Genomic DNA, 13,992 nt, shown 5'->3' on the forward strand with positions numbered 1-13,992 from the left:
CTGCCGCTGGAATGCTGAACATGGACAATATCATTCTCGAAATGCGGGGTATCACCAAGACGTTTCCGGGCGTCAAGGCGCTGGACAATGTCAGCTTCAAGGTCCGCGAAGGTGAAATTCACGCCCTCGTCGGAGAAAACGGTGCCGGCAAGTCGACCTTGATGAAGGTGCTGAGCGGCGTCTATCCCGCCGGAACCTACGAGGGTGACATCCACTATGACGGCGAGGTGCGCCGCTTCAGCACGATCTCGGACAGCGAGCACCTCGGCATCATCATCATCCATCAGGAACTGGCGCTCGTCCCGCTGTTGTCGATCGCCGAAAACATCTTTCTCGGCAACGAGATCGCCAGCAAAGGCGTGATCCAGTGGCCGCAGACCTTCGCCCGCACGCAGGAACTCTTGAAAAAGGTGGGCCTGAACGAGTCGCCGGCGACGCTCATCACCGACATCGGCGTCGGCAAGCAGCAACTGGTTGAGATCGCCAAGGCGCTTTCCAAAAAGGTTCGGCTGCTGATCCTCGACGAACCGACAGCCTCGCTCAACGAGAACGATTCCGACGCGCTTCTGAAGCTGCTCATGGAATTTCGCAAGCAGGGCATGACCTCGATCATCATCTCGCACAAGCTGAACGAAATTAAGAAGGTCGCGGACCAGATCACCATCCTGCGTGACGGCGGCACGGTGGAAACGCTCGACTGTCACAAGGAAGACATCAGCGAGGACCGGATCATCAAGGGCATGGTCGGTCGCGCCATGGAAGATCGCTATCCGCCGCGCGAGCCGACGATTGGCGACACGCTGCTCGAGGTCAAGAACTGGAACGTCTACCACCAACATCACCGCGACCGGCAGTTCCTGCACGATGTCAGCTTCAACGTCCGCGCCGGCGAGGTCGTCGGCATCGCCGGGCTGATGGGCGCCGGCCGCACCGAAACGGTGATGAGCATCTTCGGCAAATCGTGGGGCCACAAGATCACCGGCGAGGTGAGCATGCGCGGCAACCCGGTGGACGTGAGCACGATTCCGCGCGCTATCAAGGCGGGCCTTGCCTATGTCACCGAAGACCGCAAGCAACTCGGTCTCGTGCTGATCAACAACATCAAGGATAACACGACGCTTGCCAACCTGAGCGCGGTCGCGTCGAGCGGCGTCATCGATGAGCGCAAAGAGCGAAAGGTCGCTGCAGACTATCGCGCGAAGCTCCGGATCCGCTCGCATTCGATCTATCAGGAGACGGTCAACCTGTCGGGCGGCAACCAGCAGAAGGTGGTGCTTTCCAAGTGGCTGTTCACCAACCCCGAAGTTCTCATACTCGATGAGCCGACACGCGGTATCGACATCGGCGCCAAGTATGAAATCTACACAATTATCAACCAACTCGCGGCCGAGGGCAAAGGCATCCTGATGATCTCGTCGGAGATGCCGGAACTGCTCGGAACCTGCGATCGCATCTATGTCATGAACGAAGGGCGCATCGTGGCAGAGCTTTCCAAGGAAGAAGCAAGCCAGGAATCCATCATGCGCGCCATCATGCGTTCAGGGGAGAAACACTAATGGTCGCCGATACGAGCACCCACACCACCAAACCGTCGATCGGGGACTATCTCAGGAACAACATCCGCGAATACGGCCTCCTGGTCGCACTCGTGATCATCATGTTGTTCTTCCAGTTCGTGACCGACGGCGTTCTCTTCAGGCCTGTCAACATCACGAACCTGGTACTGCAGAACTCGTTTATCGTCATCATGGCGCTGGGCATGCTGCTGATCATCGTCGCCGGCCATATCGACCTTTCCGTCGGCTCGATCGTGGCCTTCATCGGCGCGATCTCGGCGATCATGCTGGTCAAATGGCAGGTGCATTTCGCGATCGTGGTGCCCGCCTGTCTGATCCTCGGCGGCATCATGGGGGCCGCGCAGGGCTACTGGGTCGCGTACCAGAAGATTCCATCGTTCATCGTCACGCTTGCGGGCATGCTGGTTTTCCGCGGTCTCACCTATGTCGTGCTCGGCGGACGCCCGATCGGGCCGTTCCCGAAGGAGTTCCAGCTGCTTTCGACGGGCTTCATTCCGGACTTCCTGTCGCTTTCGGATCCGGCGACCAGCCTCATCAAGAACTATGTGGCGCTGATTGCGGTCATGGCGCTGGTGGCCTATGCCATCTATGCCGGCTTCCGCAATCGCCGGATCAACGAGCAGCACGGAACCGAGAACGAGCCCTTCGTCTTCTTCGCGATCCAGATGGCGGTCATCGGCGTCGTGGCCCTGTTCCTCGGCTTCCAGCTCTCAACCTATCGCGGCCTGCCGAACGTTCTCATCGTCATGGGCGTGCTGATCGCCTTGTACACGTTCATCACGACGCGTTCGACGATCGGCCGCCGGATCTATGCCATGGGCGGCAACGAGAAGGCGGCCAAGCTCTCCGGCATCAACACCGAACGGCTGACCTTCTATGCTTTCGTGAACATGGGCGCGCTCGCTGCCCTTGCCGGCATGATCATCACGGCGCGGCTGAACTCGGCGACCCCGAAGGCCGGCGTCGGCTTCGAACTCGACGTGATCGCTGCCTGCTTCATCGGCGGGGCATCGGCATCGGGTGGCGTGGGCAAGATCACCGGTGCGGTGATCGGCGCCTTCATCATGGGTGTGATGAACAACGGCATGTCGATCATGGGCATCGGCATCGACTACCAGCAGTTGATCAAGGGCCTCGTGCTGCTCGCAGCCGTGTTCTTCGACGTCTACAACAAGAACAAAGGCAAGGGCTGACCGGGTCTCCGATCAGCCTTCACCAGAAACAGAAACGGGCGGCTCAACGCCGCTAGGTTGGGTGGCGCGAGTCACCCTCGGACAGCGCATTGCCTGCGTCATGAATGGGTGCAGCAATTCAAAGTGTCACAGCGACCCTTGTGCTTCTGGCACGGCGCTGTAGGTCGAGAGGAAGGACAGGAACGTGCTAATTTCTCAGGTCAGGAAGGAAGATGGATCGATCGCCGTCGCGGTTCGCTCGCCGGGTGAGATGGCTCGCGCCGTCAAGGGAGCGGAAAGCGTCTATGCGTTGGCAATGGAGGCGGCCAATGCCGGCAAGAGCCTCAAGGAGGTGCTCGACGCCCGCGGTTTGGGCGACGAGATCGATCTCGAGAAGGCCTATGCGGAAGGCCGGCTTCTTTCGCCGATTACACATCCCGATCCGGCGCATCTTCATCTGACCGGCACGGGCTTGACCCATCTCGGATCGGCCGCGACCCGCGACGCCATGCACAAGAAGACGACCGAGGCGGCGGAAGAGACGCTGACCGATTCGATGAAGATGTTCCGCATGGGTATCGAGGGCGGCAAACCGAAGCCTGGTGAAACGGGCATTCAACCGGAATGGTTCTACAAGGGCAACGGCACCTCGGCCGTTGCGCCCGGTCACGCCCTGGTTTCCCCGGCCTTTGCCGAAGATGGCGGCGAGGAGCCGGAAATGGCCGGCATCTACGTCATTTCCGACAAGGGTATGCCTTACCGTATCGGCTTTGCCGTCGCCAACGAGTTTTCCGACCACAAGACAGAGCGGGTCAACTATCTCTGGCTCGCCCATTCGAAGCTGCGCCAAGCGAGCTTCGGGCCGGAAATTCGCATCGGTATGGCGCCGGAGGATATCCGGGGCACGTCCCGCATCCTGCGGGGCGGCAAGGTCCTTTGGGAGAAGCCGTTCCTTTCGGGCGAGGCGAACATGTCGCACAGCTTCGCAAACCTCGAGCATCATCATTTCAAGTACGAGCTCTTCCGCGTGCCGGGCGATGTCCATGTGCATATGTTCGGAACGGCGACGCTTTCCTTCGGCGACGGTATCCGCACGGAGGAGGGGGATATTTTCGAGATCGAGGCCGCCGGTTTCGGCCTGGCGCTCCGCAATCCGCTGGCGATCGCCGGCGATAAAGAGATCACCATACATCAGCTCTGATATATCTGATATAGGAGCCCGAGACCGCGACGGGCGGTCGAACGCGACAGAAGACAAGGAGGCTTAAGGCCCATGACACTTCACCAGAACCTGATTGCCGGCGAATGGGTCGGCACGGACGGCGTTGCCAATATCAATCCGTCGAACACCAACGACGTTATCGGCGATTACGCCCGGGCGAGCGCCGACGACGCGAAGGCCGCGATCGCTGCGGCGAAGGCAGCGTTCCCGGCCTGGTCGCGCTCCGGCATCCTCGAGCGCCACGCGATCCTGAAGAAGACCGCCGATGAGATCCTGGCGCGCAAGGATGAGCTTGGCCGGTTGTTGTCGCGCGAAGAGGGCAAGACGCTTGCCGAGGGCATTGGCGAGACGGTGCGCGCCGGCCAGATCTTCGAATTCTTTGCCGGCGAGGCCTTGCGGCTTGCCGGCGAGGTACTGCCGTCGGTCAGGCCGAATATCGGCGTCGAGATCACCCGCGAGCCGGTCGGCGTCGTCGGCATCATCACCCCGTGGAACTTCCCGATCGCCATTCCCGCCTGGAAGGTCGCTCCGGCGCTCTGCTATGGCAACACGGTCGTGTTCAAGCCGGCAGAGCTGGTACCGGGCTGTTCGTGGGCGATCGTCGATATCCTCCACCGCGCGGGTCTGCCGAAGGGTGTGCTGAACCTCGTCATGGGCAAGGGCTCCGTCGTCGGGCAGGCGATGCTCGACAGCCCGGACGTTCAGGCGATCACCTTCACCGGTTCGGTCGGCACCGGCAAACGCGTGGCAGCCGCCTCGGTCGAGCACAACCGCAAATTCCAGCTCGAAATGGGTGGCAAGAACCCGTTCGTCGTGCTCGACGATGCCGATCTTTCGGTCGCCGTCGAGGCCGCGGTCAATTCCGCCTTCTTTTCGACCGGCCAGCGCTGCACCGCCTCCTCGCGGATCATCGTCACCGAGGGCATCCATGACCGGTTCGTCGCAGCCATGGGCGAGCGGATCAAGGGTCTCGTTGTCGACGACGCGCTAAAGGCCGGCACCCATATCGGCCCCGTGGTCGATCAGAGCCAGCTCAACCAGGACACCGACTATATCGCCATCGGCAAAAAGGAGGGCGCCAAGCTCGCCTTCGGCGGTGAGCTGATCTCGCGCGACACGCCCGGCTTCTATCTGCAGCCGGCGCTGTTCACCGAAGCTACGAATGAGATGCGGATCTCTCGCGAAGAAATCTTCGGGCCGGTAGCGGCGGTGATCCGGGTGAAGGACTACGATGAGGCGCTCAGCGTCGCCAACGACACGCCGTTCGGGCTCTCCTCCGGCATCGCCACCACCAGCCTCAAGCATGCGACGCATTTCAAGCGCAATGCCGAGGCCGGCATGGTGATGGTCAACCTGCCGACGGCGGGCGTCGATTTCCACGTGCCCTTCGGCGGCCGCAAGGGCTCGTCCTACGGTTCGCGCGAGCAGGGCAAATACGCCGCTGAATTCTACACAACAGTCAAGACAGCCTACACGCTGGCTTGAAGACTTAGAGCGGGATGCGGGCGGAAAACCGCGCACACTTTTCCTCATCCCGCTCTCAAGCCCACGTGATTTCGCCCGCTGACATGCGGGGTTAAAGAGGAAACGATGAAGAAGAAAGCTGAGTGGCCGCGCAAACTCCGTTCGCAGGAATGGTTCGGCGGTACGGGCAAGAATGCCATCATGCATCGCTCCTGGATGAAGAACCAGGGGCTACCCGCCGATACCTTCGATGGCCGGCCGATCATCGGCATTTGTAACACCTGGTCCGAGCTCACGCCGTGCAACGCGCATCTGCGTGACCTTGCAGAGCGCGTAAAGCGCGGCGTCTATGAGGCAGGCGGCTTCCCGGTGGAATTTCCTGTCTTCTCGACGGGGGAAAGCACACTCAGGCCGACGGCGATGATGTTCCGCAACCTCGCGGCCATGGATGTCGAAGAAGCGATCCGCGGCAACCCGGTCGATGGCGTCGTGCTGCTCGGCGGCTGCGACAAGACCACGCCCAGCCTTCTGATGGGGGCGGCGAGCGTCGACATTCCGGCGATCGTCGTCTCCGGCGGACCGATGCTCAACGGCAAATGGCGTGGCAAGGATGTCGGCTCCGGTACCGCCGTCTGGCAGTTTTCCGAAATGGTCAAGTCCGGCGAGATGTCGCTTGAGGAGTTCATGGACGCCGAGCAGGGCATGGCCCGTTCGGCGGGAAGCTGCATGACCATGGGTACGGCCTCGACCATGGCGTCGATGGCCGAAGCGCTCGGCATGACGCTCTCCGGCAACGCCGCCATCCCAGCAGTCGACGCGCGCCGTCGGGTAATTTCGCAGCTCACCGGCCGGCGCATCGTCGAGATGGTCAAGGAAGACCTGAGGCCTTCCGACATTCTGACGAAGCAGGCCTTCGAAAACGCCATCCGCGTCAATGGCGCGGTCGGCGGTTCGACCAATGCCGTGTTGCACCTGCTCGCCCTTGCCGGGCGCGTCGGCGTCGATCTTTCTCTCGATGATTGGGATCGGCTCGGCCGCGACGTGCCGACGATCGTCAACCTCCAGCCGTCGGGCAAGTACCTGATGGAGGAGTTCTATTACGCCGGCGGCCTGCCGGTCGTCATCAAGGCCGTGGCCGAGATGGGGCTTCTGCACAATGACGCAATCACGGTCAGCGGCGACACCATCTGGAACGACGTCAAGGGCGTCGTCAACTACAACGAAGACGTGATCCTGCCGCGCGAAAAGGCGCTGACGAAGTCGGGCGGCATCGCGGTGCTGCGCGGCAACCTTGCCCCGAGGGGAGCGGTGCTGAAGCCCTCCGCCGCATCGCCGAACCTCATGCAGCACAAGGGCCGCGCGGTCGTCTTCGAAAGCATCGAGGACTATCACGCGCGCATCAACCGTGAAGATCTCGACATCGACGAGAACTGCATCATGGTGCTGAAATATTGCGGTCCAAAGGGATATCCCGGCATGGCCGAGGTCGGCAACATGGGCCTGCCGCCGAAGGTCTTGAAGAAGGGCATCACGGACATGATCCGTATTTCCGATGCGCGCATGTCGGGAACGGCCTACGGCACGGTTATCCTTCACACGGCACCCGAAGCCGCGGAGGGGGGGCCGCTGGCGCTCGTCGAAAACGGCGACCTGATCGAAGTCGACATCCCGAACCGCACGCTTCACCTCGACGTTTCGGACGAGGAGCTTGCCCGCCGCCGCGCGGCCTGGGTCTCGCCGGTTCAGCCGCTGACTGGCGGTTACGGCGGGCTCTACATCAAGACCGTTATGCAGGCGGACACCGGTGCCGACCTCGACTTCCTCGTCGGCGCGCGCGGCGATCGCATCCCGATGGACCGCGACAGCCATTGATGGGCCTGCTGGCGCGTTCTGGTTTGCCCCTCACCCTAGCCCTCTCCCCGCAGGCGGGGAGAGGGGACTGGGAGGTTGCGACGAGTCTCCTTCGCCCCGCTTGCGGGGAGAAGGTGGCCGGCAGGCCGGATGAGGGGCAAACGCGGACGTCACACCCGCAATGCCTCGCCAGCTATTGGCTCTGACTCTGGCTCTGCGTCTGCACCTGCTTCTCGACCGTTACGGCCACCTTCAGCGTTTCGCTGGCCGCGCCGTGCACCAATCCGGAAATCGGCGCGGCATCCCGGTAGCATAGGCCCGAGGCGATGCGGACATAGCGGTCGTCCGGGCAGACCTTGTTTGCGGCGTCGAAGCCAACCCAACCGAGGCCGGCGAGATGGACCTCCGCCCAGGCATGACTCGCCGTCTGCTCGGGATGGCCTTCCATCATAAGATAGCCGGAGAGATAACGGGCGGGGAGGCCGAGCGAGCGTGCGGCGGAAATCAGGATATGGGCATGATCCTGACAGACACCCTTGCCGCGCTCCAGGGCCTCTTCTGCGGTGGTCTCGGTTCGCGTGTCGCCGGGCTTGTATTCGACCGTTTCGTGAATGATCGCCATCAGTGAATGCACGCGCTCGAGGTCGGTTTCGCCTTCGGCCGATTTCGCGAGATCGCGGATCAGCTTCCCCGCTCTGCTGAGCGGTGTTTCGCGCGCATAGAGCCACAGCGGCACGTAGGAGTGATGCGGACCGAAAACACCGGCGCGATCCTCCGTCTCGACCTCGCCGCTTGCGACGATCCGAATGGCCGTGCGGTCTCCTTCGATGCTGACGAGATGCGTGCGATTGCCGAAGTGGTCGTCGTAGGATACCTCGACCGCCGCGCCCTCGACGCGCGTCTGCCAGTTCAGGACCGTCTGGCCGACCTGCGTCGTCGGTGTCAGACGCAGCCGCTGCAGGGCATATTGCACCGGTTCATCGTAGTGGTATTCGGTCGTGTGGCTGATTTTCAGGTGCATCTTCTTCTCCTGAAGCTCAGTGGTAGAACCGATAACCGTCGGAGATTTCCTGCCCCAGACGGTTGTTGTCGCTGATGAACTCCTCGAGATATTCGTGCAGCCCATGGTCCATGATGTTGGTGATCGAGCGGCTGCGCAGCGACGCGAGCGTCTGTTCGGCCGTCGCGTGGGCGGCGTGCGTTTCGCCGTACTCCCGCGCAAGATAGCCGAGATTGCTGACGATCTTCTCGTAGCAATAGGCGAGCGAGCGCGGCATGCGGCCATTGGAAATCAGGAAGTCGGCGATGTTCGATGGCCGCAATTCGGCGTCGTAGACCCAGCCATAGGCGCGATGGGCCGAGACGGAACGCAGGATCGATTCCCACTGCACATTGTCCATCGAAGAGCCGACGGCGGCGACGGCCGGCAGCAGCACATAATATTTCACGTCGAGAATGCGCGCCGTATTGTCCGCCCGCTCGATGAAGGTTCCGATGCGCGAGAAGTTGAAGATCTCGTTTCTGAGCATGGTGCCATGGAAGGCCCCGCGGATGAGACCGGCGCAGCGCTTGATCGTGTCGATGATCTCCGGCAGATCGGCGGGCCGCGCCTTCTTCGCCAGCATCGCCTTCATCTCGATCCAGCATTCGTTGGTCGCCTCCCAGGTCTCGCGCGTCAGCGCCGTGCGGACCATGCGGGCGTTGTGGCGGCCCGCCTCGATGCAGGACATGACGCTCGACGAATTGGCGCGGTCGCGCAGCAGGAAGTCGATGGCATCGCTGCTCGTCAGCGTGTCGTGCACCTCGTCATAGAGTTCGCGCACACCGGCGCTCTGCAGCACGCCGTCCCAGTCATCCTCGGTCGCTTCGCTGCGGGTCAGCGACATGCGCAGGCCCGCATCGATCAGGCGGGCGCCATTCTCCGCGCGCTCGATATAGCGGAACATCCAGTAGAGGCCGTTCGCAGTTCTTCCCAGCATCGCGTCAGTCCTCCAGTACCCAGGTGTCCTTCGTGCCGCCGCCCTGGCTGGAATTCACCACCAGCGAGCCGGCCTTCAAGGCGACGCGCGTCAAGCCGCCGGGGATGATCTGCACCTTGTCGGAGACGAGCACGTAGGGACGCAGGTCGACGTGGCGAGGGGCGATTCCCTTGTTGACGAGGATCGGAACGGTGGAGAGCGACAAAGTCGGCTGGGCGATGTAATTGCCCGGGCGCGCTTTCAGCTTCTCGGCGAAGATGGTCCGCTCCTTTCTTGTCGCCGTCGGGCCGACGAGCATGCCGTAGCCGCCGGAGCCGTGGACTTCCTTGATTACGAGTTCCTCGATGTGTTCGAGCACGTATTTGAGGCTCAGCGGCTCCGAACAGCGCCAGGTCGGCACGTTTTCGAGTAAGGGCTTGCGGCCGGTATAGAATTCGACGATCTCCGGCATGTAGGAATAAATCGCCTTGTCGTCGGAAATGCCGGTACCGGGCGCATTGGCGATGGTGATGTTGCCAGCGCGATAGACGTCCATGATGCCGGGAATGCCGAGTGCGGAATCCGGGCGGAAGGCGAGGGGATCGAGGAAATCGTCGTCGACGCGGCGGTAGAGCACGTCGATCGCCTCGTAGCCGCGCGTCGTGCGCATCTTAACCTTGCCGTCGATGACACGGAGATCCGAGCCCTCAACCAGCTCGACACCCATCATGTCCGCAAGGAAGGCGTGTTCGTAGAAGGCGGAATTGTAGATGCCGGGGGTAAGCACAGCGACGCGCGGCTTTCCGCTGCAGCCGGGCGGCGCCAGCGAGGCGAGGCTTTGGCGAAGCAGATAGGGATAATTCTCGACCGGCCGCACGCGGTTCTGATGAAACAGTTCCGGGAACATCTGCATCATGGTTTCCCGGTTTTCCAGCATGTAGCTGACGCCGGACGGTGTGCGGGCGTTGTCCTCCAGGACGTAGAACTGATCTTCGCCGGTGCGCACGATATCGGTGCCGACGATGTGCGTGTAGACGCCGCCCGGCGGCCTGAAGCCGATCATTTGCGGCAGGAAGGCGTCGTTCTTTTCTATCAGTTCGCGCGGGATGCGGCCGGCGCGGACGATCTCCTGCTTGTGGTAGATGTCATCGAGGAAGGCGTTGAGGGCGATGACCCGCTGTTCGATGCCTTGCGCCAGCTTGCGCCACTCTCGGCCGGAAATGATGCGGGGGATGAGGTCGAAGGGGATGAGCTTTTCGGAGGAGTCTGCGTGTCCGTAGACCGCGAAGGTAATGCCCGTCTTGCGGAAGATGTTCTCTGCTTCCCTGGATTTCGCTATGAGCCGATTTCTGTCCTGGCTGGCATACCATTCATTGTAGGTCGAATATGGCTGGCGCGGACTGCTGTCCGCATTCATCATTTCGTCAAATGCCAAAGGCGTGGTCCCCTTATTTTTGACCATTTGAGTACAATGGTTGATGCAATGCAAGAAGCGTGCACATTCGCGGATCAAGAATTTTCGAGCTGCCTTCGATGTCTTTCCCGACGCGCTTGCCGCCGTCGCGAACGGCCGAAAATCCGCAGCCGGCGGTGGTTTTGTTCCGGGCGACTCTCCGCGAGCGTCAGGAAATCAGCAGATGCTTGAAATTTGAGCATTTCGGCGGGCAGGCGATGGGAGGAAGCGACATGGTGATATCGTTCGAAATCACGGAACGGCCGGCGCAGAGGATCACCGGTCACCTCTGGGAGGGCACCTTTGTCGAAGCGGCCGACGGCGCCGTCCGCCGCCTGATCGCCGAGACGCAGGAACGTCGCCGGCGTGCTTATCCGCACGATCATTCGGCGCTTATCGGCCTCTCCTGGAACGACCGGTCAGACGGATTCCGCTATCTTATCGGTTATGTGGGCGAAGACGACGGAACCTTCACCCAGCCGCAGCATGTGGACCTGCCGGCCATGCGTCTGGCGACGACGATCCATCGTCCTGAAAGCTCGGACGTGTTCGTGGATTACCGGAAGATGTTCGATTGGATCGCCGCCGAGGGGCACGTCGTCGATACGACGCATCTCCACTATCGCGAGGAATACGAGGCTGGTTTCGTTTCGCCCTCGACATCATCGCTGCGGCTGATGGTTCCGATCCGCTGATTTAAGCATCAGAAAAATTGCTTTGACCGATGGCGGCCTGCACTTTATCGCGACTCGCGTATCAGCATTGCGACCTTCTGCATCCGGATGATTCGTCGCGATAGTCCCCGGCCCACGGAAAAATCGATGACGCTTGCCCGTCTGGCTCCGGCCATCTTCGTTCTGCTCTGGTCCACCGGCTGGGTTGTCGCCAAATATGCGGCCTTTTTCGCCGATCCGCTCACCTTTCTTGTGCTGCGTTATGCCTTTGCGATCCTGCTGTTCATCGGCTTCTGCGTCGCGACGGGCGCGCGCTGGCCGCGCTCCTGGCCGGTGATCGGGCATGCCATCGTGTCGGGAATGTTTCTCCACGGCCTCTATCTCGGCGCCGTGTGGTGGGCGATCGGGCAGGGCGTGCCGGCGGCGATTTCCGGCATCATCGCCGGATTGCAGCCGTTGATGACCGCGGCCGTCGCGCCGCTCCTGATTGGTGAAAACTTGACGCGGCAGCAACAGATCGGGCTGGTGCTCGGCTTTTTCGGCATTGCGCTTGCTGTGCTGCCGAAGATGGTGGCGATCGATACCGCAACGACACCGATCCAGATCCTGCCCGTCGTCATCAATGTTCTGGGCATGGCGGCGGTCACCTACGGCACGCTTTACCAGAAACGGCATCTCCAAAATGGAGACATCCGTGCGATCGCGACGCTGCAATATGCCGGCGCCCTGATCGTCACCATTCCCCTTGCGCTGGCGCTTGAGGATCTGCACGTGACCTGGAACCTGCAGCTTGTCGCCGCGCTCGCCTGGTCCGTGCTCGGCCTGTCGATGGGCGCGATTGCGCTCCTCCTCTATCTCATCCGCCGCGGACAAGTATCGCGGGCCGCGTCGCTGATCTACTTGGTTCCGCCGCTTGCGGCCGTCCAGGCGGCGCTTTTCTTCGGCGAGGCGCTAACGCTGCCGATGGTTGTCGGCACGGTGATTGCCGTCGCCGGCGTCTATCTCACCAATCGCAAACAGCGGGCATAAAAAACGGCGGGCCTCAACGACCCGCCGTGCTTTATCAAATAGCGCCTTGTCGATCAGCCCTGATGGCCGCGATTGCTGCCACCGGCGCCGCGACGCATGCCTTGGCCACGGTGCTCGCCGCCCTGACCCTCGGGGCGTCCGCCCCTGTTGCGGTCACGCCATTCGCCCTGCTTCTGGCCGGGACGACCGTGGTGCTTCTTGCCTTCGTGATTGCGGTTGCCTTCCGAACGGCCGTCGCTGTGAGGCTGGCCGGCGGTACGCTGGCCACGGCGTTCCTGCTGCGGACGGTCGTCGCGCAGCAGGTCGTCGCCGGCAAAGCTGCTCGGAGCCAGCGCCGACTGGCGTGCCGGACGTTCGCGATGCGGGCGCCCTTCCTGGCGGTGACCGCCGCCGTTGCCACGATGCTGGCCATTACCGCGGCCACCGCGTCCCTTGGAAGGACGCGCCTGGTCGGCGGGTGCCTCGCCGCTGGCTACAGCAATGTTGATGCCCATCAGCTTCTCGATGTCGCGCAGAAGGCGGATCTCGTCCGGCGCGCAGAAGGCGATGGCGATGCCGTCGCGGCCGTTGCGGGCCGTTCTGCCGATGCGGTGGACATAGGCGTCCGGAACTTCCGGCAGGTCGTAGTTATAGACATGCGTGACGCCTGGAATGTCGATGCCCCGAGCGGCGACGTCGGTTGCAACGAGCACGCGGATTTCGCCGTCGCGGAAGGCTTTCAGCGCACGCTCGCGCTGGCCCTGGCTCTTGTTGCCGTGGATCGAGGCGGCCTTGAAGCCGACGTGGTCCAGATGCTTCATCAGCTTCTCGGCGCCGTGCTTGGTGCGGCTGAAGATCAGCGACAGGCCGTCGGGATTGGCCGTCAGCGTCTGCTTGAGGATTACCGTCTTCAGGTCCTTGCCCGGAACGAAATGGACATATTGCTCGACCTTGTCGGCGGCCTTGCCCGGAGGCGTGACCTCGACCTTGACCGGATCAGTCAGGTACTCGCCGGCAAGCTCTGCGATCTGCTTCGGCATGGTTGCCGAGAAGAGCAGGGTCTGGCGGTTCTTTGGCACGAGCTTCGATATCTTGCGCAGGTCGTGGATGAAGCCGAGGTCGAGCATCTGGTCGGCCTCGTCGAGGACGAGATAGCGGCCCTGCGTCAGCGTGACCGCCTTGCGGGCGACGAGATCGAGCAGGCGACCGGGGGTCGCGACCAGAATGTCGACGCCACGGGCGAGCTGTTCGGTCTGCTTGTTGATCGAGACGCCACCGACGACGACGCCGATCTTGAGCGGGCTCTTCTTTACAAAAAGCTTCAGGTTGGCGGCGATCTGGTTCACCAGTTCGCGGGTCGGTGCGAGCACGAGAGCGCGGATGTTACGCGGATCGGGACGTTTACCGTCGGCAACGAGCTTCTCGATCATCGGCAGGCCAAAAGCAGCGGTCTTGCCGGTGCCCGTCTGTGCGAGGCCGATGAGATCATGGCCTTTCAAGACCAGCGGAATGGCCTGCGCCTGGATCGGCGTCGGCTTTTCGAAACCATTGGCGGAGAGTGTCGCCAGAATATGCTCGGAAAGACCAAGCGCTTTAAAAGTGGACAATGCATA

Annotated in this window: 11 protein-coding genes; 7 read left to right on the plus strand and 4 right to left on the minus strand. The window is 62.0% G+C overall.

What is annotated here, in order from left to right:
• Positions 1-20: 20 nt before the first annotated feature.
• From mmsA to araD, 5 genes are all read left to right on the plus strand, one after another.
• Positions 21-1,556: a multiple monosaccharide ABC transporter ATP-binding protein gene (mmsA, locus tag ILFOPFJJ_RS05400; RefSeq protein ID WP_173509503.1), complete on the plus strand. Its 1,536-nt coding sequence runs from the start codon at positions 21-23 to the stop codon at positions 1,554-1,556.
• Positions 1,556-2,770, plus strand: coding sequence for a multiple monosaccharide ABC transporter permease (gene mmsB / locus ILFOPFJJ_RS05405; protein WP_173509504.1), 1,215 nt, complete (start codon positions 1,556-1,558; stop codon positions 2,768-2,770). The genes mmsA and mmsB overlap by 1 nt, the downstream gene beginning before the upstream one ends.
• 184 nt (positions 2,771-2,954) lie before the next feature.
• Positions 2,955-3,950, plus strand: coding sequence for an AraD1 family protein (araD1, locus tag ILFOPFJJ_RS05410; RefSeq protein ID WP_173509505.1), 996 nt, complete (start codon positions 2,955-2,957; stop codon positions 3,948-3,950).
• A 72-nt stretch (positions 3,951-4,022) separates the two neighbouring features.
• Positions 4,023-5,456: an aldehyde dehydrogenase family protein gene (locus tag ILFOPFJJ_RS05415; protein ID WP_173509506.1), complete on the plus strand. Its 1,434-nt coding sequence runs from the start codon at positions 4,023-4,025 to the stop codon at positions 5,454-5,456.
• Between the two features lie 105 nt (positions 5,457-5,561).
• Entirely contained in the window at positions 5,562-7,307 is a 1,746-nt protein-coding gene (gene araD / locus ILFOPFJJ_RS05420) for an L-arabinonate dehydratase (protein ID WP_173509507.1), read from the plus strand.
• 172 nt (positions 7,308-7,479) lie between these two features.
• On the opposite strand, the gene ILFOPFJJ_RS05425 is transcribed toward araD, so the two are convergent.
• Genes ILFOPFJJ_RS05425 through ILFOPFJJ_RS05435 form a run of 3 tightly spaced genes read right to left on the minus strand, consistent with a single transcriptional unit; the run spans position 7,480 to position 10,664 of the window.
• Positions 7,480-8,307: a transglutaminase family protein gene (locus ILFOPFJJ_RS05425; protein ID WP_173509508.1), complete on the minus strand. Its 828-nt coding sequence runs from the start codon at positions 8,305-8,307 to the stop codon at positions 7,480-7,482.
• Positions 8,308-8,323: 16 nt separating this feature from the next.
• Positions 8,324-9,265, minus strand: coding sequence for an alpha-E domain-containing protein (locus ILFOPFJJ_RS05430; RefSeq protein WP_173509509.1), 942 nt, complete (start codon positions 9,263-9,265; stop codon positions 8,324-8,326).
• Between the two features lie 4 nt (positions 9,266-9,269).
• Complete coding sequence (locus tag ILFOPFJJ_RS05435; protein ID WP_173510162.1) at positions 9,270-10,664, minus strand: circularly permuted type 2 ATP-grasp protein; 1,395 nt, start codon at positions 10,662-10,664, stop codon at positions 9,270-9,272.
• Positions 10,665-10,930: 266 nt separating this feature from the next.
• Between ILFOPFJJ_RS05435 and ILFOPFJJ_RS05440 the strand changes: the two genes are divergently transcribed.
• The gene (locus ILFOPFJJ_RS05440; protein ID WP_173509510.1) at positions 10,931-11,392 is read left to right on the plus strand and encodes a GyrI-like domain-containing protein; all 462 of its coding nucleotides are present in this window, start codon (positions 10,931-10,933) and stop codon (positions 11,390-11,392) included.
• 126 nt (positions 11,393-11,518) lie between these two features.
• Positions 11,519-12,400: a DMT family transporter gene (locus tag ILFOPFJJ_RS05445; protein WP_173509511.1), complete on the plus strand. Its 882-nt coding sequence runs from the start codon at positions 11,519-11,521 to the stop codon at positions 12,398-12,400.
• 53 nt (positions 12,401-12,453) lie between these two features.
• Here the strand turns inward: ILFOPFJJ_RS05445 and ILFOPFJJ_RS05450 are convergent, their stop codons facing one another.
• The gene (locus tag ILFOPFJJ_RS05450; protein ID WP_173509512.1) at positions 12,454-13,986 is read right to left on the minus strand and encodes a DEAD/DEAH box helicase; all 1,533 of its coding nucleotides are present in this window, start codon (positions 13,984-13,986) and stop codon (positions 12,454-12,456) included.
• Positions 13,987-13,992: the final 6 nt, after the last annotated feature.

Origin of the sequence: Sinorhizobium psoraleae (assembly GCF_013283645.1) — a bacterium.
Lineage (GTDB): Bacteria > Pseudomonadota > Alphaproteobacteria > Rhizobiales > Rhizobiaceae > Sinorhizobium > Sinorhizobium psoraleae.

Coding starts and splice junctions, on each gene's coding strand:
- mmsA (WP_173509503.1), top strand. CDS start 21: ATGGACAATATCATTCTCGAAATGCGGGGTATCACCAAGACGTTTCCG.
- mmsB (WP_173509504.1), top strand. CDS start 1,556: ATGGTCGCCGATACGAGCACCCACACCACCAAACCGTCGATCGGGGAC.
- ILFOPFJJ_RS05415 (WP_173509506.1), top strand. CDS start 4,023: ATGACACTTCACCAGAACCTGATTGCCGGCGAATGGGTCGGCACGGAC.
- araD (WP_173509507.1), top strand. CDS start 5,562: ATGAAGAAGAAAGCTGAGTGGCCGCGCAAACTCCGTTCGCAGGAATGG.
- ILFOPFJJ_RS05425 (WP_173509508.1), bottom strand. CDS start 8,307: ATGCACCTGAAAATCAGCCACACGACCGAATACCACTACGATGAACCG.
- ILFOPFJJ_RS05430 (WP_173509509.1), bottom strand. CDS start 9,265: ATGCTGGGAAGAACTGCGAACGGCCTCTACTGGATGTTCCGCTATATC.
- ILFOPFJJ_RS05435 (WP_173510162.1), bottom strand. CDS start 10,664: ATGATGAATGCGGACAGCAGTCCGCGCCAGCCATATTCGACCTACAAT.
- ILFOPFJJ_RS05440 (WP_173509510.1), top strand. CDS start 10,931: ATGGTGATATCGTTCGAAATCACGGAACGGCCGGCGCAGAGGATCACC.
- ILFOPFJJ_RS05445 (WP_173509511.1), top strand. CDS start 11,519: ATGACGCTTGCCCGTCTGGCTCCGGCCATCTTCGTTCTGCTCTGGTCC.